Here is a 25563-nt window from a genome sequence, read left to right as displayed (position 1 = left end):
GAAGATGCTCACCATCGTTGCGTTCATCGTGGCTCTCGGCCTGCTCATCGCCGTGCACGAGTACGGCCACTATCGCGTCGCGGTGGCGCGCGGGGTCAAGGTGCTGCGGTTTTCGGTCGGCTTCGGCCACGTGCTGTATCGCTGGAAACCGCGGCGCCAGCGGCCGGGCCAGGACACGGAGTTCGTGATCGGCGCGTTCCCGCTCGGCGGCTACGTCAAGATGCTGGACGAGCGCGAGGCGCCGGTCGATCCGGCCGAGCGCCACCTCGCGTTCAACACCCAGCCGCTGCGCTCTCGCGCCGCGATCGTGGCGGCCGGCCCCGCGGCCAACCTGCTGCTGGCCGTGCTGCTGTATGCCGCGGTCAACTGGTACGGCGTGCAGGAGCCGACGGCCGTCCTGGCGAGCCCCGTGGCCGGCTCGGTGGCCCAGGAGGCCGGCTTGCGTGGCGGCGAGCAGGTGCAGCGTGCCGGCTTCGACGGCGAGCCGCTGCGCCCGCTGCGCTCGTTCGAGGAACTGCGCTGGCTGCTCACCCGCGGCGCGCTCGACGGGCGCGACGTCAGGCTGCAGTTCACGCGTCCCGAGGAGCGCGGGGCGCGCGAGGCGGTGCTGGCAATGGGCGCGCTGCCGTCGCGCGAGGCCGACGCCCAGCTCTTTCGCCGCATCGGCATCCTCGGTCCGTGGACCGCGCCGGTCATCGGCGAGGTGATGCCCGGCGGCGCCGCGGCGCGCGCAGGCCTGCAGCAGGGCGACCGGGTGCTCGCGATCGGCGCCACGACCGTCGTCGACGGCCAGCAACTGCGCGAGCTGATTCGTGCGAGCGCGGCGGCCGGCCAGCCCGCGCGCGAAGGCTGGCGCGTGCAGCGCGACGGCCGCACCGTGGATGTGCCGGTGCAGCCCGACGCCGCGCGCGACGGCGACAAGGCGATCGGCCGCATCGGCGCCTACGTCGGCGCGCCGCCGCAGCTGGTGACGGTGCGGCACGGGCCGGTCGACGGCCTGGTCAAGGGCGCCGTGCGCACGTGGGAGGTGTCGGTGCTGTCGCTGCGGATGATGGGCCGCATGGTGATCGGCCAGGCGTCGCTGAAGAACCTCAGCGGTCCGCTCACCATCGCCGACTACGCGGGCAAGTCCGCGAGCCTCGGGCTCACGCACTACCTCGTGTTCCTCGCCCTGATCAGCGTGAGCCTGGGGGTGCTGAATCTGCTGCCGCTGCCGGTCCTGGATGGCGGGCACCTGATGTATTATCTTTGGGAGGCAGTGACGGGCAAGAGCGTCTCAGACGCCTGGATGGAACGCCTGCAGCGAGGCGGAATCGCGGTGCTGCTGGTCATGATGTCGATCGCGCTGTTCAACGACGTCAGCCGACTCTTTGGTTAACCACTTTGGTGGCCGACCTCGCCGGGCCTGCAGGCGGGCGGCCCGACTGATTCAATGAAGAAACACATCAAGCGCTTTCGCGTGCGGTCGATCTCGGCCCTGGTCGCCGTCGCGTTCGCGGCGAACGCCTGGGCGGTCGATCCGTTCACGGTCCGCGACATCCGCATCGAAGGCCTGCAGCGCGTGGAGCCGGGCACCGTCTTCGCGTCGCTGCCGTTTCGCATCGGCGACGAGTACAGCGACGAGAAGGGCTCGGCGGCGATCCGTGCGCTGTTCGGTCTCGGGCTGTTCAAGGACGTGCGCGTGGAGGTCAACGGCGACGTGCTCGTCGTCATCGTGGAGGAGCGTCCCACGGTGGCGGACGTCGACTTCGCGGGCACCAGGGAATTCGACAAGGACGCCCTGAAGAAGGCGCTGCGCGAGATCGGCCTCACCGAGGGCCGTCCGTACGACCAGAGCCTGGCCGACCGGGCCGAGCAGGAACTCAAGCGCCAGTACATCAACAAGAGCCTCTACGGCGCCGAGGTGGTGACCACGGTGACGCCGATCGAGCGCAACCGCGTCAACCTCACCTTCACGGTGACCGAAGGCGAGCCGGCGAAGATCAAGGAAATCCGCGTCGTCGGCAACAAGGCCTTTCCCGAATCCACGCTGAAGGGGCTGTTCGACCTCGACACCGGCGGGTTCCTGAGCTGGTACACGAAGTCCGACCGCTATTCGCGCACCAAGCTCAATGCCGACCTGGAGGCGCTGCGCTCGTACTACCTCAGCCGCGGCTTCCTCGAGTTCCGCATCGACTCGACCCAGGTCGCGATCTCGCCCAACAAGCAGGACATCACGATCACGGTGAACGTGACCGAGGGCGAGCGCTACGTCGTCTCCGGCGTCAAGCTGGAAGGCAACTACCTCGGCAAGGAGGAGGAGTTCAAGTCGCTGGTGACGATCAAGCCCGGCGAGCCGTACAACGCCGACCAGGTCGCGCAGACCACGAAGGCGTTCGGCGACTACTTCGGCAAGTTCGGCTACGCGTTCGCCAACGTCGAGGCCCGCCCGGAGATCGACCGCACCAACAACCGCGTGGAGTTCACGCTGCTGGCCGAGCCGTCCCGACGCGCCTACGTGCGCCGCGTCAACATCGCGGGCAACAACCGCACCCGCGACGAAGTGATCCGCCGCGAGTTCCGCCAGTTCGAGTCGTCCTGGTACGACGCCGACAAGATCAAGCTGTCGCGCGACCGGGTCGACCGGCTCGGGTTCTTCAAGGAGGTCAACGTCGAGACCAGCGAGGTGCCGGGCGCTCCCGACCAGGTGGACCTGAACCTCACGGTGGTGGAAAAGCCGACCGGCAGCCTGCAGCTGGGAGCCGGATTCTCCAGCGCCGAGAAGCTGGCCCTGTCGTTCTCGCTGCGCCAGGAGAACGCGTTCGGCTCGGGCCACTACCTCGGCATCGAGGTCAATACCAGCAAGTACAACCGCACCATCGTGTTCAACTCGATGGACCCGTACTTCACCGCCGACGGCATCTCGCGCACGATCGACCTGTACCACCGCTCGTCGCGGCCGTACGAGGACATGGGCGGCAACTACCAGCTGGTCACGACCGGGGCCGGCCTGCGCTTCGGGGTGCCGTTCAGCGAGCTCGACACGGTGTTCTTCGGCGGCAGCGTCGAGCGGACCCAGATCAAGCCGGGCACCAACATTCCGGCGTACTACCTGCAGTACGCCGAGCGCTTCGGGTACACCAGTTCCGCCATCCCGCTGACGATCGGCTGGGCACGCGACAGCCGCGACAGCGCGATCGCGCCGACGGTCGGCCGCTACCAGCGCGTGGCGGGTGAACTCGGCGTCGCCGGCGACGCGCGCTATGCCCGCGGCAACTACCAGTACCAGCAGTTCCTGCCGCTGAACAACAAGTTCACGCTCGCCTTCAACGGCGAGATCGGCTGGGGCAAGGGCTTCGGCGGCCGGCCGTTCCCGGTCTTCAAGCATTTCTATTCGGGCGGCCTCGGCTCGGTCCGCGGCTTCGACCAGGGCACGCTGGGCCCGCGCGACGTGACCGGCGCCTCGATCGGCGGGCCGAAGAAGGTGACGCTGAACGCGGAGGTGATCACGCCGTTCCCGGGGGCGGGCAACGACCGGTCGCTGCGGCTGTTCGGGTTCGTGGACGTGGGCAACGTGTTCGGCGAGAACGAGAAGTTCCGGCCCAGCGACCTGCGCGCCTCGGCCGGCCTCGGCCTGTCCTGGATCTCCCCGATCGGTCCCCTGCGCCTGGCCGCCGCCTACCCGGTGCGCAAGTTCGCGGGGGATAGAATCCAGAAATTGCAATTCCAGATTGGAACCTCGTTCTGATGAAGTACCTGTCCCGTCACTGCATGGTGCTGCTCCTGGGCCTCGCCGCGTTCGGTGCGCAGGCGCAGGATTTCAAGGTGGGTTTCGTCAACACGGACCGCATCTTCCGCGAGGCGAATACGGCCAAGGCGGCCCAGGCCAAGCTGGAACAGGAGTTCGCCCGCCGCGAGAAGGAACTCAACGACCTGGGCACCTCGCTGAAGAGCGCCTCCGACAAGTTCGAGCGCGAAGCGCCGACGCTCTCGGAGAGCCAGCGCCAGCAGCGGCAGAAGCAGCTGATCGACCAGGACCGCGACTTCCAGCGCAAGCGCCGCGAGTTCCAGGAAGATCTCAACGCCCGCAAGAACGAGGAGCTGCAGCAGGTCCTCGACCGTGCCAACCGCGTCGTGCGGCAGGTGGCCGAGTCGGAGAAGTACGACGTGGTGCTGCAGGAAGCGGTGTACATCAATCCGAAGCACGACATCACCGACAAGGTGATCAAGGCGCTCAACGCCTTGAAGTGAGCGTGCAACTGAGCCTGCGCGCCATCGTCGAAGCGCTGGGCGGCGATCTGCACGGCGACGGCGAGCGCGTGATCGACGGACTCGCGCCGCTCGAATCGGCCACACCGACTCAACTGACCTTCGCGACCGGCGCGAGATACCGCGCCCAGCTGGCCGTCTCGCGCGCCGGGTGCGTGATCGTCGGCCCCGATCTGCGCGAAGCGGCGCTGGCCCGCGGCGACGCGATCGTCGCCGACCAGCCGTACCTGTATTTCGCCCGCGTCACCCAGTTGTGGAAGCGCGGCGCCGGCGGCCGGCCGCAGCCGGCGGTGCATCCGAGCGCCGTGGTCGATCCCGACGCCGTGATCGATCCGACGGCACGCATCGGTGCACTGTGCGTCGTCGAGCGGGGCGCGCGCATCGGCGCGGGGACGGTGCTCAAGGCGCGCGTCACCGTCGGCGAGGACTGCGTCATCGGCGCGCGCTGCATCGTTCATCCGGGCGCCGTGATCGGGGCCGACGGCTTCGGCTTCGCCCCCGATGGCGGCCGCTGGGAGAAGATCGAGCAGCTCGGCGCGGTGCGCATCGAGGACGACGTGGAGATCGGCGCCAACACCTGCATCGATCGGGGCGCGCTGCAGGACACCGTGATCGAGCAGGGCGCCAAGCTCGACAACCTGATCCAGGTCGGGCACAACTGCCGCATCGGCCGCAACACGGCCATCGCCGGATGCGCCGGCATCGCCGGCAGCGCCACCATCGGCGCGCAGTGCACCATCGGCGGCGCGGCGATGATCCTGGGCCACCTGAAGCTCGCGGACGGCGTGCACATCTCGGCCGGATCGTTCGTCGCCCGTTCGATCCTGAAGCCGGGACATTACAGCGGCATCTTCCCCATCGACGACAATGCCACCTGGGAGAAGAACGCCGCGACGCTCAAGCAGTTGCACCAGTTGCGCGAGCGGGTCAGGGCCCTGGAGAAGAAGACCGATTCATGATGGACATCCACGCAATCCTCAAGCAACTGCCGCACCGGTATCCGATCCTGCTGGTCGACCGGGTGCTGGCGATCGAGCCCGGCAAGAGCATCCGCGCGCTCAAGAACGTGACCATCAACGAACCCTTCTTCACCGGCCATTTCCCGCACCGGCCGGTGATGCCCGGCGTGCTGATGCTGGAAGCGATGGCGCAGAGCGCGGCGCTGCTCTCGTTCGCGACGGCGGGCGTGACGCCGGACGACAAGTCGGTGTACTACTTCGCGGGCATCGACGGCGCGCGCTTCAAGCGTCCGGTGGAGCCCGGCGACCAGCTCGTGATGGACGTGTCGCTGCTGCGCATGAAGGCCGGCATCTTCAAGTTCAAGGGCGAGGCCCGCGTCGGCGAGGAACTCGCCTGCGAGGCCGAGCTGATGTGCACGATGCGCACCATCGCGTGAGGGGTTGGCGGCAGTGGCGCTGATCCATCCGACGGCGGTCGTCGACCCGAAGGCGCAGATCGACAGCTCCGTGGCCATCGGGGCTTATACGGTCGTCGGCCCGCACGTGCGGATCGCCGCCGGCACCACGGTGGGTCCGCACTGCGTGATCGAGGGCCACACGACGATCGGCCGCGACAACCGCATCTTCCAGTTCGCGTCGCTCGGGGCCGTGCCGCAGGACAAGAAATACGCCGGCGAGCCGTGCGAACTGGTGATCGGCGACCGCAACACGATCCGCGAGTTCTCCACGTACAACATCGGCTCCCCCGGCGGCGGCGGCGTCACCCGCGTGGGCAACGACAACTGGCTGATGGCCTACGTACACCTGGCGCATGACTGCATCGTCGGCAACAACACGATCTTCGCCAACAACTCGCAGCTGGCGGGGCACGTGGAGGTGGGCGACTGGGTGATCCTCGGCGGCTTCACCGTCGTGCATCAGTTCGTGCGGATCGGCGCCCACGGCATGACCGCGATGTGTTCGCTGCTCTTCGCCGACCAGCCGCCGTTCGTCATGAGCCAGGGCCAGCCGGCGCAGGCGCGCTCCATGAATTTCGAGGGCCTGAGGCGGCGCGGCTTCGACCCCGGGCGGATCGCCGCCGTGAAGGCGATGCACAAGGCGCTGTACCGCGACCAGCTCACGCTGGAGCAGGCGAAGGCGCGCATCGCCGAACTCGCGGCGCAGGCGCCGGCGGCCGCGCCCGACGTGGCGCTGATGCTGTCGTTCCTTGGCGGCGTCGACCCCAAGCGCGGCATCGTCCGCTGAAGCCGTGGGGGCACCTCGTTTTGCGATGGTCGCCGGCGAGGCGTCCGGCGACCTGCTGGCCGGGCTGCTGCTCGACGGCATGCGGGCTCGCTGGCCGGACCTGCGGGCCGGCGGCATCGGCGGCCCGGACATGGCGCGCCGCGGCTTCGAGGCCTGGTGGCCCCACGACAAGCTGGCGGTGCGCGGGTACGTCGAGGTGCTGCGCCATTACCGCGAGATCGTCGGCATCCGGAAGCAGCTGCAGCAGCGCCTGCTGCGCGAGCGCCCGGAGGTCTTCATCGGCGTCGACGCGCCCGACTTCAACCTCGACCTCGAAGCCGGGCTGAAGGCGCAAGGCGTCAAGACGGTCCACTTCGTCTGCCCGTCCATCTGGGCCTGGCGGCCCGGCCGCACCGAGCACATCCGGCGCAGCGCGGACCACGTGCTGTGCCTGTTCCCGTTCGAGCCCGCGCTGCTGGCCCAACACGGGATCGCGGCGACGTACGTAGGCCATCCGCTGGCGAACGTGATCCCGATGAGTCCCGACCGCGGGGCGGCGCGCCGTGCCCTGGGTCTGCCCGAAGAGGGCGAGGTGCTCGCCATCCTGCCGGGCAGCCGCGGCTCCGAGGTGAGATACCTCGCCCGCGTGTTCTTCGAGGCCGCCGCGCGCGTGCGCCAGGCGCGGCCCGGCATCCGGTGCATCGTCCCCGCCATGCCGGCGCTGCGGCCGGCGATCGAGGAGGCCGCGCGCGCCGCCGGCCTCGGCGAAGGGCTCACCATCGTCACGGGCCGCTCGCACGAGGTGCTCGCCGCGTGCGACCTGACCTTGATCGCCAGCGGCACGGCCACGCTCGAAGCCGCGCTGTACAAGCGGCCGATGGTCATTGCCTATCGCATGAACTGGCTCACGTTCCAGATCATGCGCCGCCAGCAGCTGCAGCCCTGGATCGGCCTGCCCAACATCCTGTGCGGCGACTTCGTCGTGCCCGAATTGGTACAGGACCGTGCGAATCCCGACACGCTGGCCGCGGCGCTCTTGGAATGGCTGCGGGCTCCTGACAGAATGGCGGCCGTGCAGCAGCGATTCACCGCGCTGCACCACCTGCTGCAACGCGATACGGCTTCCCTGGCGACCGATGCCATCCAAAATCTCCTCGAATCCTGAGCCGGCGGCCGGCGGCGCGCGGCGCGCCCGGCGCAGCCCCACGCAGCGGCGCCTCGACTGGGACCCGGTGGGCCTCATGGCCGGCGTGGACGAAGCGGGGCGGGGGCCTCTGGCCGGTCCGGTGGTCGCCGCCGCCGTGATCCTGGACGACGCGCGCCGCATCCGCGGGTTGAACGACTCGAAGGTGCTGACGCCGCTGCAGCGCGACCGGCTGTTCGACCAGATCTGCGAGAAGGCGCTGTGCTGCTCGATCGCGCAGGCCAGCGTCGAGGAGATCGACGAGCTCAACATCCTGCACGCCACGATGCTGGCGATGAAGCGCGCCGTGGAGGGCCTGCGGCTGAAGCCGGTCAAGGTGCTGGTGGACGGCAATCGCCTGCCGACGATCGACGTACTGGCCGAAGCGGTGGTCGGCGGCGACGCGACGGTCAAGGCGATCTCGGCGGCGTCGATCCTGGCCAAGGTGCACCGCGACCGGCTGTGCAGGACGCTCGACGAGGAGTTCCCGCAGTACGGCTTCGCCTCGCACAAGGGGTACGGCACGCCGGAGCACCTGGAGGCGCTGCGGCTGCACGGCGCCTGCCGGCATCACCGCAAGTTCTTCAGCCCCGTGGCCGCGACCTTTGCGACGGTCGAGGGCGAAGTGATCAGCCTGCGCGCCGCGTGACGGCCACCGGTCCCCAGTTCATCACCTCGGCCGGCAACGCCCTGCTGAAGGACCTGCGCCGGCTGGCGCAGGACAGCACCGCGTACCGCAAGCAGGGCCGCGTCTGGCTCGAGGGCGACCATCTCTGCCGCGCCGCTCTGGCGCGGCGGGTGGTGCCCGCTCTGGCCGTCTTCTCCCAGTCGCTGTGGGAGGAAGCGGGGCACCAGTGGCCGGACCTCGGCACCCGGACCGTGGTCATGGCCGACGCCCTGTTCGCCTCGCTCAGCGGCCTGGAATCGCCGGGCCGGATGGGGTTCGTCCTGGACCTGCCCGGCACCGTGCAACTCCAGCCGGAGGCGCCTTCGCTGATCCTGGACCGGCTGCAGGACGCCGGCAACGTCGGCGCCATCCTGCGCTGCGCCGCCGCCTTCGGCTTTCCCCAGGTGCTGGCCATGAAGGGCACCGCCGCGCTCTGGAGCCCGAAAGTGCTGCGTGCCGGCATGGGGGCGCACTTCGGCCTGCACCTGGTCGAAGGGCTGGAAACCGCGGCGCTGGACGCGCTGCGCGTGCCGATCGTCGCCACGAGTTCGCATGCGGGCGAATGGCTCCACCAGGCGGTGCTGCCGTGGCCCTGCGCCTGGGCGCTGGGGCACGAAGGGCAGGGCCTGGGCGACGACATCGCGTCCCGCGCCGGCGTGGCGGTGCGCATCGTCCAGCCGGGTGGGGAAGAGTCGCTCAATGTCGCCGCCGCGGCCGCCATCTGCCTGCACGCGAGCGCCGCCGCACGGGCCGGCTGAGCCGGATACGGCCCGGCACAATGCCCGTTGCCCCCTGGGGAATACCCGCGCGCCGGTTATAATCAAGGGCTTTCCCGCTAACCCGTACGCCTAGCGCATCGAAGCCAATTCCCTGACAACAGCAGCTGCCGGCACCGGCACGCGGCGCTTGATCCCTGGGCGTACCGACACCATCCGGAGAACCCAGTGCTTTTGTCTCGACAGGGAACCTTCCCGCCAGCCATCCTGGCGCTTGCAGACGGCACGGTCTTTCCTGGCATTTCGATCGGAGCCGCCGGCTCCACCACCGGCGAGGTCGTGTTCAACACGGCCATGACCGGGTATCAGGAAATCCTCACCGACCCGAGCTACTGCCAGCAGATCGTGACGCTCACGTATCCGCACATCGGCAACTACGGCGTCAACGACGAGGACGTCGAAGCCAGCAAGGTCCACGCCGCGGGCCTGATCATTCGCGATCTGCCGCTCATCGCCTCCAACTTCCGCGCCAGCCAGACGCTGACGCAGTACCTGCAGCGCGAGCGCACCGTCGGCATCGCCGAGATCGACACGCGCAAGCTCACCCGGCTGCTGCGCACGAACGGCGCGCAGAACGGCTGCATCGTGGGCCTGGCCGCCGGCGAGGCCGTCACGCCGGCCGTGGTCGAGAAGGCCGTCGCGGCGGCGAGGCAGGCCCCCAGCATGGCCGGCCTGGATCTCGCGAAGGTCGTTTCCACCAGGGACACCTACACCTGGACCCAGACCGAGTGGCGGCTGGGCACCGGGTACGGCGACCAGCAGCGTGCGAAGTTCCACGTCGTGGCCTTCGACTACGGCGTCAAGAAGAACATCCTGCGCATGCTGGCCGAGCGTGGCTGCCGCATCACCGTCGTGCCGGCGCAGACGCCGGCCGCCGAGGTGAGGAAGATGAACCCGGACGGTGTCTTCCTTGCCAACGGGCCGGGCGATCCGCAGCCCTGCGACTACGCGATCAACGCGTCGCGCGAGCTGATCGAGGCCGGCTATCCCACGTTCGGCATCTGCCTGGGACACCAGATCATGGCGCTGGCGTCGGGCGCGAAGACCTTCAAGATGAAGTTCGGCCACCACGGCGCGAACCATCCGGTGAAGGATCTCGATACCGGCCGCGTCAGCATCACCAGCCAGAACCACGGCTTCGCGGTGGACGAGAAGACGCTGCCGCCGAACCTGCGGCCGACCCACGTGAGCCTGTTCGACGGCACGCTGCAGGGCCTGGCGCGCACCGACCGGCCGGCGTTCTGCTTCCAGGGCCACCCTGAAGCGTCGCCCGGTCCCCATGACATCGGCTATCTCTTCGACCGCTTCATCGGCCTGATGGCCGATGAAGCGAGGGGCTAGAGGCTAGAGGCTAGGGGCTAGGGTGGAAGTCAAGAGCTACAAGGATCTCATCGTCTGGCAGCGCGCCATGGGGCTGGCTGCCATGGTCTATGAGTTCTGCGCCGCCCTTCCATCGGAAGAACGCTATGGTCTCGTCTCGCAGACCCGCCGAGCCGCCGTGTCCGTCCCTGCCAACATTGCTGAAGGTCACCAGAGGAAGTCCACAAGGGATTACCTTCGATTCCTATCCATCGCGAGCGGATCGCTTGCCGAGCTTGAAACCTTGGTTCAGCTCGCGAACCGCTTGTATCCAACCATTGACAGCTCCACCCAAGGGCTCCTTGAGGAAGCGGACGAGGTCGGAAAGATGCTTCGCTCGATCCAGACCCGGCTGGAAGAGCGTTTGTCCTCCTAGCCTCTAGTCTCTAGCCTCTAGCCCCTCACGACAGATGCCAAAGCGCAACGACATCAAGAGCATTCTCATCATCGGCGCCGGTCCGATCATCATCGGCCAGGCGTGCGAGTTCGACTACTCCGGCGTGCAGGCCTGCAAGGCGCTGCGCGAGGAGGGCTACAAGGTCATCCTGATCAACTCCAACCCGGCGACGATCATGACCGACCCGGCGACGGCCGACGTCACCTACATCGAGCCGATCACCTGGCAGACGGTCGAGAAGATCATCGCCAAGGAGCGCCCCGACGCGATCCTGCCGACCATGGGCGGCCAGACGGCGCTGAACTGCGCGCTGGACCTGTGGCGCAACGGCGTCCTCGACAAGTACCAGGTCGAACTGATCGGGGCGACCCCGGAGGCCATCGACAAGGCCGAGGACCGGCTGAAGTTCAAGGACGCGATGACCAGGATCGGCCTGGGGTCGGCGCGCTCGGGCATCGCGCATTCCATGGAGGAAGCCTGGGGCGTGCAGAAGACGCTCGGCTTCCCGGTGGTGATCCGCCCCAGCTTCACGCTGGGCGGCACCGGCGGCGGCATCGCCTACAACGCCGAGGAATTCGAGGTGATCTGCAAGCGGGGCCTGGAGGCCTCGCCCACCAGCGAACTGCTGATCGAGGAGTCGCTGGTCGGCTGGAAGGAGTTCGAGATGGAAGTGGTCCGCGACAAGGCGGACAACTGCATCATCGTCTGCTCGATCGAGAACCTGGACCCGATGGGCGTGCACACCGGCGACTCGATCACCGTCGCGCCGGCGCAGACGCTCACCGACAAGGAGTACCAGATCATGCGCAACGCCTCGCTGGCGGTGCTGCGTGAGATCGGTGTGGACACCGGCGGCTCCAACGTCCAGTTCTCGATCAACCCGAAGGACGGCCGCATGGTCGTCATCGAGATGAACCCGCGGGTGTCGCGGTCCTCGGCGCTCGCCTCGAAGGCCACCGGCTTTCCGATCGCGAAGATCGCCGCCAAGCTGGCCGTGGGCTACACGCTCGACGAACTGCGCAACGAGATCACCGGCGGCGCCACGCCGGCCAGTTTCGAGCCGAGCATCGACTACGTCGTGACCAAGGTGCCGCGCTTCGCCTTCGAGAAATTCCCGCAGGCCGATTCGCACCTGACCACGCAGATGAAGTCCGTCGGCGAGGTGATGGCCATGGGCCGCACCTTCCAGGAGTCGTTCCAGAAGGCGCTGCGCGGGCTGGAGGTCGGCGTGGACGGCATGAACGAGAAGACCCAGGACCGCGAGGTGCTGGAGGAGGAGCTGGGCGAGCCGGGCCCCGAGCGCATCTGGTACGTCGGAGACGCCTTCGCCCAGGGCATGACCGTGGACGAGGTCTACGAGCTGACGAAGATCGACAAGTGGTTCCTGGTGCAGATCGAGGAGATCGTGAAGATCGAGCTGGAACTCGAGAAGACCAGCCTCGACCAGGTCGACGCCGCGACGCTCCTGATGCTCAAGAAGAAGGGTTTCTCGGACCGCCGGCTGGCGCGCCAGTTGAAGACCACCGACAAGGTGATCCGCGACAAGCGTCGCGAACTGGGCGTGCGGCCCGTCTACAAGCGGGTCGACACGTGCGCGGCGGAGTTCGCGACGAACACCGCGTACATGTACTCGACCTACGAGTCGCCCACCTTGGGCGGCGTCGCCGAATGCGAGGCCGAGCCGACCGACCGCAGGAAGATCATCGTGCTGGGCGGCGGGCCGAACCGCATCGGCCAGGGCATCGAGTTCGACTACTGCTGCGTGCACGCGGCGCTGGCGCTGCGTGAGGACGGGTACGAGACCATCATGGTCAACTGCAACCCGGAGACCGTGTCGACCGACTACGACACCAGCGACCGGCTGTACTTCGAGCCGCTGACGCTGGAAGACGTGCTGGAGATCGTCGACAAGGAAAAGCCGGCCGGCGTGATCGTGCAGTACGGCGGCCAGACGCCGCTGAAACTCGCGCTGGGGCTGGAGGCCGAAGGCGTGCCGATCATCGGCACCAGCCCCGACATGATCGACGCGGCCGAAGACCGCGAGCGCTTCCAGAAGCTGCTGCACGAGCTCAAGCTCCTGCAGCCGCCGAACGCGACCGCGCGCACCGAGCCCGAAGCCCTCGAGAAGGCCGCGAAACTGGGCTACCCGCTGGTGGTGCGCCCCAGCTACGTGCTGGGCGGCCGTGCCATGGAAATCGTGCACGAGCAGCGTGACCTCGAGCGCTACATGCGCGAGGCTGTCAAGGTGTCGCACGATTCGCCGGTGCTGCTGGACCGGTTCCTCAACGACGCGATCGAATGCGACGTCGACTGCCTCTCGGACGGCGAGCGGACCTTCATCGGCGGCGTGATGGAGCACATCGAGCAGGCCGGCGTGCACAGCGGCGACTCGGCGTGTTCGCTGCCGCCGTATTCGCTGTCGAAGGCGACCGTCGACGAGCTCAAGCGGCAGACCGCCGCCATGGCGAAGGCGCTGAACGTGGTCGGCCTGATGAACGTGCAGTTCGCGATCCAGGAGGTCGACGGCAAGGACGTGATCTACGTGCTGGAAGTCAACCCGCGCGCCTCGCGCACGGTGCCCTTCGTCAGCAAGGCCACCGGTATCCCGCTGGCCAAGGTGGCGGCGCGCTGCATGGTCGGCCAGTCGCTGCAGTCGCAAGGGATCTCCAGGGAAGCGACGCCGCCGTACTTCAGCGTCAAGGAAGCCGTGTTCCCGTTCGTCAAATTCCCGGGCGTCGACACCATCCTCGGTCCGGAGATGAAGTCCACGGGCGAGGTGATGGGCGTGGGCAAGAGCTTCGGCGAGGCCTTCATCAAGAGCCAGATCGGCGCCGGCACCAAGCTGCCGCGTCCCACGGACCCGGTGCGCAAGGTGTTCCTCACCGTGAAGAACAGCGACAAGCCGCGCGCGGTCGAAGTCGCCCGCCAGCTGGCGGCGCAGGGCTTCCTGATCGCCGCCACCAAGGGCACCGCCGCCGCCATCAACGCGGCGGGCATCCCCTGCGAGGCGGTGAACAAGGTGACCGAGGGCCGCCCGCACGTGGTCGACATGATCAAGAACAACGAGATCGCGATGGTGATCAACACCGTCGAGGAGCGCCGCAACGCGATCACCGACTCGCGCAGCATCCGCACGTCGTCGCTGCTGGCCCGCGTGAACACCATCACCACCATCGCCGGCGCGGAAGCGGCGGTGGAAGGCATGAAGTACCTGGACAACCTGGACGTGTACTCGCTGCAGGAGCTGCACGCGCAGCTGGCGGCCTGATGCGGCCGGCTTCCCCGGGGTAAGACCGGGGTGAACGCCAGCCGCTTCTTGGCATAATGTCCCTACCAGATACCGCCGGTCGGCAACGGCCGGCGGTATTCCTTTTGCATACCGATACTTTCCCCATGGCGACCATTCCACTCACCAAGCGCGGTGCCGAGAAGCTCAAGGCCGAACTGCACAAGCTCAAGACCGTCGACCGGCCGGCCGTGATCAACGCGATCTCGGAGGCTCGCTCGCACGGCGACCTGTCCGAAAACGCGGAGTACGACGCGGCCAAGGATCGCCAGGGCTTCATCGAAGGCCGGATCAAGGAGATCGAAGGCAAGCTCGCGGCGGCGCAGGTCATCGATCCGTCCCAGCTCAACGCCGGCGGCCGGGTGGTCTTCGGCGCGACCGTCGAACTCGAGGAAGAGGAAAGCGGGGACGCGGTGCGCTACCAGATCGTCGGCGAGGACGAGGCCGACCTCAAGCACGGCCTGATCAACATCTCGAGCCCCATCGCGCGCGCGCTGATCGGCAAGGAACAGGGCGACACCGCCGAGGTCCAGGCGCCCGGCGGCCTGAAGCGCTACGAGATCGTCGCCGTCCATTACGTCTGATCCGGCCGTGAACGACCCAGCCCGCCCGCCGTCGGCCGCATGGAAGGCGAGGGTGGCGGTGTTTGCCGCGGCGCTGTGGTGGGGCAGCCTGTCCGTCACCGGTTTTCTCGCCGTCCCGACGCTCTTCGCGAGCCTGCCGACGCCTGCCTTGGCGGGCAGCGTGGCCGCCCGGCTGTTCTCCGCCCAGGGCTGGGTCGCCGTCGCGTGTGGCGTGCTGCTGCTGTTCGCGTCGCGCCCGGAAGACGGCCGCTCCGGCATGGATTGGCGCGGCGGCGCGGTCCTGTTCGTGCTGGCCGGCCTGCTGCTGGCGCTGCTGTCCGAATTCGCCGTGGCGCCACGCATCATGGCCCGGGGGAACCTCAGGCTGTGGCATGGCCTGGGCGCGGCGATGTACGTCGTGCAGTGGCTGTGCGCGGCTGCCGTGCTGTGGAAGGTCACCGCGCCGCGGCAACACGACTAGCAGCGCATCGCCGCGCCGGCTAACCCAGACGACCCTTTTTCACCGACTTCTGCTTTGGCTTCGCCCGCTTCACCTGCCCGCCCGGCGTCAGCCGCTGGTTGCCCAGCACGCGCAGCGTCTTCACTTCCGGCCGCTGGCCCCCGCGCTTGCTGTACTTGAGCACCTTGAAGTCGCGCGGGCCGGGCATGCGGTCCTCGTCCTCGGCGCGCTCCTTGGGGGGTTTCGGACGCCAGAGCACCAGCAATTTGCCGATATGCTGGATCGGGGCGGCGCCGAGTTCCTCGGCCAGCGTCCGGAACATGGAGTCACGCAGTTCGCGATCGTCGCCGTGGACGCGGATCTTGATCAGGCCATGCGCCTTGAGCGCGGCGTCGACTTCCTTCTTGACGGCGGGCGTGAGGCCCTCGTTGCCGATCATGACCACGGGGTCGAGGTGGTGGGCCTCGGCGCGGTGTTCCTTGCGTTCGGCGATGGTCAATTGGAGAGCAGGCATGGGGACTATTATCTCCCGCGCGCCGCCGCGCGGCGTCCCGCCCCGGGCGCGAGCGGGCGTCACGGGCCAGCGCGGATGAATTCATGAAAACCAGGACGAAAAGCAAGAAGGTCAACAAGGCGTGGTTGAACGACCACGTCAACGACCCGTGGGTCAAGCTCGCGCAGAAAGAGGGCTACCGGGCGCGTGCCGCCTACAAGCTCAAGGAAATCGACGAGACGCTGGGGCTGGTCAAGCCCGGCTTCACGGTCGTCGACCTGGGCTCGGCGCCGGGCGCGTGGAGCCAGTACCTGCGCCGCAAGCTCGCGCCGGGCGGCGCCGCGCCGGGGGCGCTGCAGGGCCGCATCATCGGGCTGGACATCCTGCCCATGGAGCCGATCGAGGGCGTGCTGTTCCTGCAGGGCGATTTCCGCGAACCGGAGGTCGTCGTGCGGCTGGAGGAGGCGATGGCCGGCCAGAAGGCCGACCTGGTGGTCTCCGACATGGCGCCGAATCTCTCGGGCATCGAATCGGCCGACGCCGCCCGGATCGCGCACCTGGTCGAACTGGCCGTCGACTTCGCCGTCCGCCACATGAAGCCCGAAGGCGCGCTGGTCGTGAAGCTGTTCCATGGGAGCGGCTACAGCCAGCTGGTGAAGCACTTCAAGGAAACTTTCCGCGTCGTCAAGCCTCTGAAACCCAAGGCGTCGCGGGACAAATCCTCGGAGACCTTTCTCGTCGGCATCGGGCTGAAGACCGGGGCGGCCCCCCGCTGACAACCCTTCGCGCCGCCGGCCTATGGCAACGGTAGCCAAAATACATCATTCCACGTCTTGAAACGCCTAGAATGGACGTCAACTAGGCTTGGACTATTCCCCGGAGAAGCAGTTGAACAATCAGTGGTTTTCCAAGATCGCGGTATGGCTGGTCATCGCGCTCGTGCTGTTTACGGTGTTCAAGCAGTTCGACACGCGCGGCGCGGCCGGTGCCAGCGTGATGGGCTACTCGGACTTCCTGGAAGAGGTGCGCAGCAAGCGCATCAAGAACGCCGTGATCCAGGAGGGGCAGGGTGGCACCGAGATCATCGCGATCACCACTGATGACCGGAAGATCCGCACCACCGCGACCTACCTGGACCGCGGACTGGTCGGCGACCTCATCAGCAACGAAGTCAAGTTCGACGTCAAGCCGCGCGAGGAAGGCTCGCTCCTGATGACCTTGCTGGTCAGCTGGGGGCCGATGCTGTTGCTCATCGGGGTCTGGATCTACTTCATGCGCCAGATGCAGGGCGGCGGCAAGGGCGGCGCCTTCAGCTTCGGCAAGAGCAAGGCGCGCATGCTCGACGAGAACAACAACCAGATCACCTTTGCCGACGTCGCCGGCTGCGACGAGGCCAAGGAAGAGGTCAAGGAGGTCGTCGACTTCCTGAAGGACCCGCAGAAATTCCAGAAGCTGGGCGGCCGCATCCCGCGCGGCCTGTTGCTGGTCGGCCCGCCCGGCACCGGCAAGACCTTGCTGGCCAAGGGCATCGCCGGCGAAGCCAAGGTGCCCTTCTTCTCGATCTCCGGCTCCGACTTCGTCGAGATGTTCGTCGGCGTCGGCGCGGCCCGCGTCCGCGACATGTTCGAGAACGCCAAGAAGAACGCCCCCTGCATCATCTTCATCGATGAAATCGACGCGGTGGGCCGCCAGCGTGGCGCCGGCCTGGGCGGCGGCAACGACGAGCGCGAGCAGACCTTGAACCAGATGCTGGTCGAGATGGACGGCTTCGAGACCAACCTCGGCGTGATCGTGGTAGCCGCGACGAACCGGCCGGACATCCTGGACGCCGCCCTGCTGCGCCCCGGCCGCTTCGACCGCCAGGTCTACGTGACGCTGCCCGACATCCGCGGCCGCGAGCAGATCCTGAACGTGCACATGCGCAAGATCCCGATCGGCCAGGACGTGAATCCGGCCGTCATCGCGCGCGGCACGCCGGGCATGTCCGGCGCCGACCTAGCCAACCTGTGCAACGAGGCCGCCCTGATGGCCGCCCGCCGCAACGCGCGCGTGGTGGAGATGCAGGACTTCGAGAAGGCCAAGGACAAGATCATCATGGGGCCGGAGCGCAAGTCGATGGTGATGCCCGAGGAAGAGCGCCGCAACACCGCCTACCACGAGGCCGGCCACGCCCTGATCGGCAAGCTGCTGCCCAAGTGCGACCCCGTGCACAAGGTCACCATCATTCCGCGCGGCCGGGCCCTCGGCGTGACGATGAGCCTGCCGGAAAAGGACCGCTACAGCTACGACCGGGAATACATGCTCAACCAGATCAGCATGCTGTTCGGCGGCCGGATCGCGGAAGAGGTGTTCATGAACCAGATGACCACCGGCGCCTCGAACGACTTCGAGCGCGCGACGCAGCTGGCGCGCGACATGGTGATGCGCTACGGCATGACCGATGCGCTGGGTCCGATGGTCTACGCCGAGAACGAAGGCGAGGTGTTCCTGGGCCGCTCGGTGACCAAGACCACCAACATGAGCGAGCAGACGATGCAGAAGGTCGACGAGGAAGTGCGCCGCATCATCGACGAGCAGTACAACCTTGCGCGGCGGCTGATCGAGGACAACAAGGACAAGATGGATGCGATGGCGAAGGCGCTGCTCGAGTGGGAAACCATCGACGCCGAGCAGATCGACGACATCATGGCCGGCAAGGATCCGCGTCCGCCCAAGGACTGGACCCCGCGTACGCCGTCTTCCGGCAACGGCTCCGGCGGCGCGCCGGTCGCGACCGACCCGTCGCCGACGACCGCCTGATCCGTTCGGACCATGCACGAGAGGGGCCTTCGGGCCCCTTTTGCATGGGCCGATCGCGGACAATCGGGCTCATGCATTGGCAGACCACGCGGTACCGGATCGACCTCTCGCGCCCGCACGTGATGGGCATCGTCAACGTCACGCCGGACTCGTTTTCCGACGGCGGCCGGCACGCCACCAGCGCCGCGGCGCTGGCGCATTGCGAACGCCTGCTGCGCGACGGCGCGGACATCCTGGACATCGGCGGCGAGTCGACCCGGCCCGGCACCGAGGCCGTGCCGCTGGACGAGGAACTCGCTCGCGTGCTGCCCGTCGTGCGCGAGGCGGTGCGGCTCGGCGTGCCGGTCTCGGTGGACACGTACAAGCCCGAGGTCATGCGCGCCGCGCTGGACCTCGGCGCCGACATCGTCAACGACATCTGGGCGCTGCGGCAGCCGGGTGCGGCGCAGGCCGTCGCGGCGCACCCGCAGTGCGGCGTCTGCCTGATGCACATGCACGGCGAGCCGGCATCCATGCAGCGCGAGCCGATGGCGGGCGATTCAGTGCCCCAGGTGGCCGCCTTTCTCCGGCGCGAGACGCAGGCGCTGCTCGCCCTGGGCGTCACCGCGGACCGCATCGCGTGGGATCCGGGGATCGGGTTCGGCAAGACCGTGGACCAGAACTTCGCGTTGCTGGCGCGGCAGGACGAACTGCTGCGAGACGGCCATGCGCTGCTGGTCGGGTGGTCGCGCAAGTCGTCGCTGGGCACGGTCAGCGGCCTGCCCGTGGGCGAGCGCATGGTACCCAGCGTCGCCGCGGCGCTGCTGGCCGTCGAACGCGGCGCGCACGTCGTGCGCGTGCATGATGTGAGGGAAACCGCTGCTGCGCTGCGAGTGTGGTCCGCGGTGAAATCGAACGAATCGACCAAAGGCAGGGACGCGAATTGACCAGCAGGAAGTATTTCGGCACCGACGGCATTCGAGGCACGGTGGGCCAGCCCCCGATCACCCCCGACTTCGTGCTGCGGCTCGCGCATGCAGTGGGGCGCGTGCTCAAACGGACCGAGCAGCGGCCCACGGTGCTGATCGGCAAGGACACGCGCATTTCCGGCTACATGCTGGAGAGCGCGCTCGAGTCGGGTTTCAACTCGGCGGGCGCCGACGTCGTGCTGCTCGGCCCATTGCCCACCCCCGGCGTGGCTTACCTCACGCGCGCCCAGCGCGCAAGCCTGGGCGTCGTGATCAGCGCCAGCCACAACCCGTTCCCCGACAACGGCATCAAGTTCTTCAGCGGCCAGGGCACGAAGCTGCCGGACGAGTGGGAGCTGGCGGTGGAGGCGGCGCTCGAGGAGCCGCCGTCCTGGGCCGGCTCGGCCGGCCTCGGCAAGGCGCGGCGGCTGGACGACGCCGCCGGCCGCTACATCGAGTTCTGCAAGAGCACGTTCGCGAGCCCGCTCACCCTCAAGGGGCTGACGATCGTCGTCGACGGGGCGCACGGCGCCGCCTACCACATCGCACCGAAGGTGTTCCACGAACTCGGCGCCGAGGTGGTCTGCATCGGCTGCTCTCCGGACGGACTGAACATCAACGACGAGGTCGGAGCCACCCATCCGCAGGCCCTGATTGCGGCGGTGAAGGCGAACAAGGCGGATTTCGGCGTCGCGCTGGACGGCGATGCCGACCGCCTGCAGCTGGTCGACGCCGCCGGCCGCCTCTACAACGGCGACGAATTGCTGTACCTGATGACCTGCGACCGGCTCGCTCGCGGCGAGCAGGTGCCTGGCGTCGTCGGCACGCTGATGACGAACATGGCGGTGGAGCTGGCGCTGCGCGAGCGCGGCGTCGACTTCGTGCGCGCCAAGGTCGGTGACCGCTACGTGCTGGAGGAACTGGAGCAGCGCGGCTGGTTGCTGGGCGGCGAAGGGTCGGGCCATCTGCTGGCCCTGGACAAGCACACGACGGGCGACGGGCTGATCAGCGCGTTGCAGGTGCTGATGGCGGTCGTGCGCAGCCGTCGCAGCCTGTCGCAGCTGCTCGAAGGCGTGCAGCTGTTCCCGCAGACGCTGATCAACGTGCGGCTGGAGGCCGGGCAGGACTGGAAGAAGAACCGTTCGCTGGCGGCGGAGACCGAGCGCGCGCAGCGGGAACTGGACGGCCATGGCCGCGTGCTGATCCGCGCCAGCGGCACCGAGCCGCTGCTGCGGGTAATGGTCGAGGCGCGCGACGAGGCGGTGGCGCGCACGACCGCCGAACGGCTGGCCGAAGCGGTGAAGGCCGGCTGAGGGTGGCGGACCCGCACGTCGTCGCCGTCCACCGCAGCGCCAGCCACAGCTTCAGCAAGTTCGCCGAGGACGCGATCCGCCTGGTGCCAGGCCTCGGCGTCGAAGGCGATGCCCATGCCGGTGCCACGGTGCGCCATCGGTCGCGGGCGGCACGCGACCCGACCCAGCCCAACCTGCGTCAGGTGCACCTGTTGCACGCGGAGCTCTTCGACGAGCTGATGGCAGCGGATCATCCGGTGTGGCCCGGCGACCTGGGCGAGAACGTCACTACCCGCGGCATCGACCTGCTGGCGCTGCCGGCCGGGGCGCGGCTGCACCTCGGGCCCTCCGCGATCGTGGAGGTGACCGGTCTGCGCAATCCGTGCGTGCTGCTCGATCGCTTCCAGCCAGGGCTGATGGCGGCCACGCTGGCACGCGACGCGCAGGGCCGGCTGGTGCGCAAAGCCGGCGTGATGGCCATCGTGATCGCCGGGGGCGAGGTGAAGCCGGGGGAAGGCATTCGCGTGGAAGTTCCGGCGCAGCCGCACGCGCCCCTCGAGCCGGTGTAGGTTCGCCCTAGGGCGTCGTGGCCCTGGCGTCCACGGCATCGGCCGCCGCGCAGGCAGGGCTGGCGCTGCAGTCTGCGGCGGCCCAGCGGCCGGCCGGCAGGACGACGACGGGCGAGAAGCCGCCGCCGGCGGTGCGGAAGTTGGTCGTCTGTCCCGCGTACGTTCGCGCGGCGAGCAGTTGCACCTGGCCCGCATAGGCATAGGCGCGCACGTCCAGCTTCAGGCGCTTCGCCTGTCCTTCGACGTCGACGATTCGCTCGCTGGGCGGGACCAGTGCCTGGGCGACGAAGCCGCCGGCGGCGATCTCGTTCCAGACACGCCGGGTCAACTTGTCGCCGCGGTACGCGCCGCGCGATCCGTAACCGGCCGTCGGCTTGAAGAAGAGGTGCCGTCGCTCGCTCCACAGGCGCTCGGCATTGGCGGGTGTCACCAGCTGCGTGTGGGGGACGACGGCGTGCAGCACCTCGCGATCCTGCGTCGGGCAGCCCCAGGCGGTGAGCGACTCATCGTCGCTCAGCGCCACCAGGTTGCGCTTGTCGGCGTGCAAGGCGTGGGCGCGCGGATGGGGCGTCACCACCGCCGCGCCGGCTTCGTAGGCGGCCCGCAGCGCCTCGTGGCCGGGCTGGGACAGATCGAAGTCGGTCAGCCGGTTGTAGACCAGGTCCACCGGCGTGTCCGGCGGCAAGGCGGGATGCCACAAGGCGCCGTCGCGCCAGGCCAGTTCGCGCGGATCGGCGACGACGGCGGCGATGCCGTGGCTGACGAAGAGCTGGCGCGCGAGGGTGAATTCGGGGGCGAGGTACTGGTCCTGCGGCGCATCGTCGACGATGGCGATCGTGCGCAGCGGCCGCGTGCCCCGTTGCGCCGACCATTCCGCGAGGAACATGCCGACCACGGCCCGGTCGAATTCGCGCAGGCCGGGATCGACGCCGAAGCGGGCATCGGCGGGCGAGCAGCAGGCGCGATGCGCGCTGGCGGCCGTGGCGTGGATCAGCGCGCCGCCGGCATTGGTGTTGATCTCGATGAGGCGCGGTCCGGCCGCCGTGAGGTGGAAGTCGTATCCCATGAAGACGCCCAGCGGGCCGAACTCGTGCCGGGCGATGTCGGGCGCGCGCGCAAGCGCGGCATCGCGGTACCCGGGCAGTGCCGCCGTCCGGTGCAGCACCGCGACGGCGGCCTGCATGCGGACCTCGTCCTCGGCGCTGATGAACACCGGCGTCGCGGAGAACAGGTGCGGGTGGGTCGCGGCCAGTTGCTGCGCCTGCGAGCGCAGGCGAGCATCCATCCGCGCCTGCAGCAGGTCGCGCTGCAGCGTGCTGCACAGGCATCCCAGGTTCAGCGTCTCGGCCATGTTCATCATGCGGTCTCCTTCAGCAGGTGCGGCACGAACCGGGGTGGTCCGGCTCGCAGGCAGGTGACTGGCAGCAGTGCTGCATCAGGTACGCGAGCAGCTGGTTCATGCGCCCGTAGTCGGCGCGATAGACCAGGTGCCGCCCGCGCGGCTCGCAGGTGACGAGGCCGGAGCCGGCGAGTTCCTTGAGATGGAACGACAGAGCGCTGGGCGCGAGCCCCAGTCGCGTTGCGAGCAGGCCGGGCGTGAGGCCGCCCGGCCCGGCGGCCACGAGCGAGCGAAAGGCGCGCAGGCGCTGTGCCTGGGCCAGAGCGGCCAGCGCGCGCAGGGCGAGGGGTTCGTCGGCCGGTTCGTTCATGACGTTTCAATGATAATTGAAAGGTTGACGCCAAGCAAACTGCCCGCGAAAGGCAGGACGGCGCTGGGCGCGCGATCTATCCTCGACGGGGGGCCGGCTGCAAACCGCTGCGGCCGCGTCGATCACAGGGAGCTTTCACATGACCATGGACCTGTTCCTGTGGCGGCATGCGCAGGCCGAGGATCCCGGCCTCGGCGGCGACGACCTCGCCCGCTGCCTGACGCCGGAAGGCGAGCAGCATGCGCGGCGGATGGCGGAGTGGCTGGGCCGGCACCTGCCCACCGGCACCCGCATCCTGTGCAGTCCGGCGCGCCGCTGCGAGCAGACGGTCCGGCCGCTGGGACGCCCATTCGAGTTCGCGGCGGAGCTCGCTCCCGGCACCAGCCCGCAACAGGTGCTGGCGCTGGTGCGCTGGCCGCGTGCACGGCAGGCCGTGCTGGCGGTCGGCCACCAGCCGACCCTCGGGGAATGCGTGGCCCGCCTGCTGCAGGTCAAGGGCAGCGAGTGCTCCGTGCGCAAGGGGTCGGTCTGGTGGCTGCGCACGCGCGAGCGCGACGGGCAATTGCACACGGTCGTGATGGCCGTGCAGTCGCCGGACACGGTCTGAAGCCGTGATCCGGCCCGTGGCTTCGACGCAGCGTCGCCGGCGCTCAGCGCTTCGCGGCCCGGGCGGCCCTGGCCGCCGGGATGGCCGCGAGCGCCGTCACGAACGCGCTGTCCCCCATGGCCGCAAGCGCCTTGACGCCCGCGCGCAGCACCTCGCTCTTCCTGGCCGGACGGCCCGCCTGTGCCGCCCGCTCCTTCAGCGCCTGCAACACGGCATATTCGGACGCCGGAATGCGGAAGCTGTCGCGCATCACCTTGGCCTTGCGCGGCTTGTCGCCAGCCGGCTCGGGGGGTCGCACCGGCATGACGGGGGCCGCCGCCGTCTTGGGGGCTCGGCCCCGGCGCACTGGCGCCGTGCGTGGGGAGGTGGCGGGAGCGGGCTTCTTCGCTGCGGGCATGTCAGGCTCCGTGGAGGGTTGCTGCTCCAGTGTAGAGGCCGATCCGGCAGCGTCAAACTGCGGTCGCGTCCCAGCCGCGTCAGCCGGCGCTGATGCCGCCGCCAGGATCGGGCACGCCCATGCAGGAGATCGAGCTGAAGTTCCAGGTTCCGCCCGAGCGGGCCGCGGGCGTGAGGCGCGCCGTGAACACGGCGTCGTCGCAAGCGCAGCGGCTGCGGGCGCAGTACTTCGACACGCCGGACCGGCGCCTGGCGGCGGCGGGCCTGGCGCTGCGCCTGCGCCAGGAACGCGGCCACTGGGTGCAGACCGTCAAGGGGCGTGGCGACGGGGTGATGCGGCGCGCCGAGCACGAGGTGCCCGTTCCGGCGGGCGACGGACCGCCGGCGCTGGACCTGGCGCGCCACGACGGAACGCCTGTAGCGTCCGCCTTGCGCGAAGTGCTGCAACGCGGCGCCGCGGCGGACCTGGCAGCGGTCTTCGCCACCGACATCCGCCGGACCCGGCGCGAAGTGCGGACCGCCGGCGGTGCGCTGGTCGAGATCGCATTCGACGAAGGCGAAGTGCAGGGCGCGGGCCGCGTTGCACCGGTGCTGGAAGTGGAGTTCGAGTTGCTGCGCGGCGCGCCGTCGGCGCTGGCCGCACAGGCCGCAAGGTGGGTGACGCGGCATCACCTGTGGCTGGACACGCGCAGCAAGGCCGAGCGCGGCGACCGGCTGGCGCGCTCCCTGGACGCCGTGGCCGCCGTCAAGGCCACGCGGCCATTCCTGCACCCGGCCATGAGCGGCGAGCAGGCACTGCGCGCAATGCTCGGCAACTGCCTCGAGCAGGTGCTGGCCAACGCCAGCGAACTGGCGGCAGGTTCCGGCACGCCCGAGCACCTGCATCAGTGCCGCATCGGGCTGCGGCGGCTGCGCTGTGCGCTGCGCGACTTCGCTGTCCTGGCGGGCCAGGCGGCCCCGGCCGCGTCGGCGGCCTGGCAGGCACAGGCCAGTGCCTTGTTCCGGCGTCTCGGCGGCACCCGCGATCGTGACGCATTGCAGGAGCACCTGCTGCCGGCGCTGGTGGCCGCCGGGGCGCCGTTTCGCGACCTGCCGGCGGCGCCGGGCGCCGCCGAGGATCCCGGCGCGCTGCTGCGCGAGCGCGAGGCGAACGGGTTCTGGCTCGAACTGCTGGCCTACATCCATGGCGAGGCAGCGGCCGCGGACACGCCCGGCGGGCCGCGCGAACTGCGCCGGTCGGTGCGCGCGACGCTGCAACGGCTGCACCGGCAGGTGGCGAGCGACGCGGTGCGGTATGCCGACCTGGACGAGGCTGGCCAGCACCGCGTCCGCAAGCGCCTCAAGCGCCTGCGCTATGGCGTGGAGTTCTGCTGCACGCTGTTCCCGGCCGCGGCCGTGGCGCGGTACCTTGGCGCCCTGCGACCGGCGCAGGACGCCCTGGGTGAGCGGCAGGACCTGCTGGTGGCGCAGTCGCTGTTCGAGGCGCAACTGCCGGCGGACCCGCGCGCCTGGTTCGCCGTCGGCTGGCTGGCCGCCCGGCGCGCGCAGGCGGTCGCCCGTTGCAGCGAAGCGCTCGCGGGCGTTGCGCAGGCGCCGCGCTTCTGGAGCGGCCGCGCCGCGGACTGAAGC

At 69.1% G+C, this 25563-nt stretch carries 25 protein-coding genes; 21 read left to right on the top strand and 4 right to left on the bottom strand.

Annotated elements, in window-relative coordinates:
- Window positions 1–4 precede the first annotated feature (4 nt).
- From rseP to RAMLITH_RS03805, 14 genes are all read left to right on the top strand, one after another.
- A complete protein-coding gene (gene rseP, locus RAMLITH_RS03870; RefSeq protein ID WP_168105978.1) occupies window positions 5–1378 on the top strand; it encodes an RIP metalloprotease RseP in 1374 nt (457 codons plus the stop codon).
- A 54-nt stretch (window positions 1379–1432) separates the two neighbouring features.
- Window positions 1433–3727 carry an outer membrane protein assembly factor BamA gene (bamA, locus tag RAMLITH_RS03865; RefSeq protein ID WP_168105977.1) on the top strand — a complete coding sequence of 765 codons (2295 nt, stop codon included), beginning with the start codon at window positions 1433–1435 and terminating at the stop codon, window positions 3725–3727.
- The gene (locus tag RAMLITH_RS03860) at window positions 3727–4230 is read left to right on the top strand and encodes an OmpH/Skp family outer membrane protein (protein WP_168105976.1); all 504 of its coding nucleotides are present in this window, start codon (window positions 3727–3729) and stop codon (window positions 4228–4230) included. The genes bamA and RAMLITH_RS03860 overlap by 1 nt, the downstream gene beginning before the upstream one ends.
- 2 nt (window positions 4231–4232) lie before the next feature.
- On the top strand, window positions 4233–5207 hold the full coding sequence (gene lpxD, locus RAMLITH_RS03855; RefSeq protein ID WP_168106452.1) for a UDP-3-O-(3-hydroxymyristoyl)glucosamine N-acyltransferase: 975 nt from the start codon (window positions 4233–4235) through the stop codon (window positions 5205–5207).
- On the top strand, window positions 5204–5644 hold the full coding sequence (fabZ, locus tag RAMLITH_RS03850) for a 3-hydroxyacyl-ACP dehydratase FabZ (protein ID WP_168105975.1): 441 nt from the start codon (window positions 5204–5206) through the stop codon (window positions 5642–5644). The genes lpxD and fabZ overlap by 4 nt, the downstream gene beginning before the upstream one ends.
- Window positions 5645–5657: 13 nt before the next feature.
- Window positions 5658–6452: an acyl-ACP--UDP-N-acetylglucosamine O-acyltransferase gene (lpxA, locus tag RAMLITH_RS03845; RefSeq protein WP_168106451.1), complete on the top strand. Its 795-nt coding sequence runs from the start codon at window positions 5658–5660 to the stop codon at window positions 6450–6452.
- Between the two features lie 25 nt (window positions 6453–6477).
- Window positions 6478–7596, top strand: a complete 1119-nt coding sequence (lpxB, locus tag RAMLITH_RS03840) for a lipid-A-disaccharide synthase (protein ID WP_168106450.1) — start codon at window positions 6478–6480, stop codon at window positions 7594–7596.
- On the top strand, window positions 7568–8263 hold the full coding sequence (rnhB, locus tag RAMLITH_RS03835; protein WP_168105974.1) for a ribonuclease HII: 696 nt from the start codon (window positions 7568–7570) through the stop codon (window positions 8261–8263). The genes lpxB and rnhB overlap by 29 nt, the downstream gene beginning before the upstream one ends.
- Complete coding sequence (locus RAMLITH_RS03830; protein WP_168105973.1) at window positions 8260–9039, top strand: TrmH family RNA methyltransferase; 780 nt, start codon at window positions 8260–8262, stop codon at window positions 9037–9039. Before rnhB ends, RAMLITH_RS03830 begins: the two co-directional genes overlap by 4 nt.
- 186 nt (window positions 9040–9225) lie before the next feature.
- Window positions 9226–10398, top strand: coding sequence for a glutamine-hydrolyzing carbamoyl-phosphate synthase small subunit (gene carA / locus RAMLITH_RS03825; RefSeq protein ID WP_168105972.1), 1173 nt, complete (start codon window positions 9226–9228; stop codon window positions 10396–10398).
- A gap of 22 nt (window positions 10399–10420) precedes the next feature.
- Window positions 10421–10792, top strand: a complete 372-nt coding sequence (locus RAMLITH_RS03820) for a four helix bundle protein (RefSeq protein WP_202883231.1) — start codon at window positions 10421–10423, stop codon at window positions 10790–10792.
- Window positions 10793–10826: 34 nt separating this feature from the next.
- Window positions 10827–14081: a carbamoyl-phosphate synthase large subunit gene (gene carB / locus RAMLITH_RS03815; RefSeq protein ID WP_168105971.1), complete on the top strand. Its 3255-nt coding sequence runs from the start codon at window positions 10827–10829 to the stop codon at window positions 14079–14081.
- Window positions 14082–14206: 125 nt separating this feature from the next.
- The gene (gene greA, locus RAMLITH_RS03810; protein ID WP_168105970.1) at window positions 14207–14683 is read left to right on the top strand and encodes a transcription elongation factor GreA; all 477 of its coding nucleotides are present in this window, start codon (window positions 14207–14209) and stop codon (window positions 14681–14683) included.
- Between the two features lie 7 nt (window positions 14684–14690).
- On the top strand, window positions 14691–15143 hold the full coding sequence (locus RAMLITH_RS03805) for a DUF4149 domain-containing protein (protein ID WP_168105969.1): 453 nt from the start codon (window positions 14691–14693) through the stop codon (window positions 15141–15143).
- Window positions 15144–15162: 19 nt separating this feature from the next.
- On the opposite strand, the gene RAMLITH_RS03800 is transcribed toward RAMLITH_RS03805, so the two are convergent.
- Window positions 15163–15636, bottom strand: coding sequence for a YhbY family RNA-binding protein (locus RAMLITH_RS03800; protein WP_168105968.1), 474 nt, complete (start codon window positions 15634–15636; stop codon window positions 15163–15165).
- Window positions 15637–15719: 83 nt separating this feature from the next.
- Between RAMLITH_RS03800 and RAMLITH_RS03795 the strand changes: the two genes are divergently transcribed.
- The 5 genes from RAMLITH_RS03795 (at window position 15720) to RAMLITH_RS03775 (ending at window position 21222) form a co-directional block, all read left to right on the top strand.
- Window positions 15720–16391, top strand: coding sequence for an RlmE family RNA methyltransferase (locus tag RAMLITH_RS03795; protein WP_168105967.1), 672 nt, complete (start codon window positions 15720–15722; stop codon window positions 16389–16391).
- 112 nt (window positions 16392–16503) lie between these two features.
- On the top strand, window positions 16504–18414 hold the full coding sequence (ftsH, locus tag RAMLITH_RS03790) for an ATP-dependent zinc metalloprotease FtsH (RefSeq protein WP_168105966.1): 1911 nt from the start codon (window positions 16504–16506) through the stop codon (window positions 18412–18414).
- A 71-nt stretch (window positions 18415–18485) separates the two neighbouring features.
- Entirely contained in the window at window positions 18486–19340 is an 855-nt protein-coding gene (gene folP / locus RAMLITH_RS03785) for a dihydropteroate synthase (protein ID WP_168105965.1), read from the top strand.
- Entirely contained in the window at window positions 19337–20674 is a 1338-nt protein-coding gene (glmM, locus tag RAMLITH_RS03780) for a phosphoglucosamine mutase (RefSeq protein ID WP_168105964.1), read from the top strand. The genes folP and glmM overlap by 4 nt, the downstream gene beginning before the upstream one ends.
- A 2-nt stretch (window positions 20675–20676) precedes the next feature.
- Complete coding sequence (locus RAMLITH_RS03775; protein ID WP_181017742.1) at window positions 20677–21222, top strand: MOSC domain-containing protein; 546 nt, start codon at window positions 20677–20679, stop codon at window positions 21220–21222.
- A gap of 7 nt (window positions 21223–21229) precedes the next feature.
- Here the strand turns inward: RAMLITH_RS03775 and RAMLITH_RS03770 are convergent, their stop codons facing one another.
- Together RAMLITH_RS03770 and RAMLITH_RS03765 are read right to left on the bottom strand one after the other, a co-directional pair.
- Window positions 21230–22582, bottom strand: coding sequence for a hypothetical protein (locus RAMLITH_RS03770; protein WP_202883230.1), 1353 nt, complete (start codon window positions 22580–22582; stop codon window positions 21230–21232).
- A gap of 10 nt (window positions 22583–22592) precedes the next feature.
- Complete coding sequence (locus RAMLITH_RS03765; protein ID WP_168105963.1) at window positions 22593–22931, bottom strand: ArsR/SmtB family transcription factor; 339 nt, start codon at window positions 22929–22931, stop codon at window positions 22593–22595.
- 145 nt (window positions 22932–23076) lie between these two features.
- Between RAMLITH_RS03765 and RAMLITH_RS03760 the strand changes: the two genes are divergently transcribed.
- Entirely contained in the window at window positions 23077–23538 is a 462-nt protein-coding gene (locus RAMLITH_RS03760; RefSeq protein WP_168106447.1) for a SixA phosphatase family protein, read from the top strand.
- A 43-nt stretch (window positions 23539–23581) separates the two neighbouring features.
- Here RAMLITH_RS03760 and RAMLITH_RS03755 read toward each other — a convergent pair whose 3' ends face one another.
- Window positions 23582–23935 (bottom strand): hypothetical protein, encoded by a 354-nt coding sequence (locus RAMLITH_RS03755; RefSeq protein ID WP_168105962.1) that lies wholly within the window; start codon window positions 23933–23935, stop codon window positions 23582–23584.
- A 119-nt stretch (window positions 23936–24054) separates the two neighbouring features.
- On the opposite strand from RAMLITH_RS03755, the gene RAMLITH_RS03750 reads away from it, so the two are divergent.
- A complete protein-coding gene (locus RAMLITH_RS03750) occupies window positions 24055–25560 on the top strand; it encodes a CYTH and CHAD domain-containing protein (RefSeq protein WP_168105961.1) in 1506 nt (501 codons plus the stop codon).
- Window positions 25561–25563 lie beyond the last annotated feature (3 nt).

The sequence above is a fragment of the Ramlibacter lithotrophicus genome (assembly GCF_012184415.1).
Lineage (GTDB): Bacteria > Pseudomonadota > Gammaproteobacteria > Burkholderiales > Burkholderiaceae_C > Ramlibacter > Ramlibacter lithotrophicus.
The sequence above is the reverse complement of the archived record's forward strand: the minus strand, read 5'-3'. Positions and strand labels throughout refer to the sequence as shown.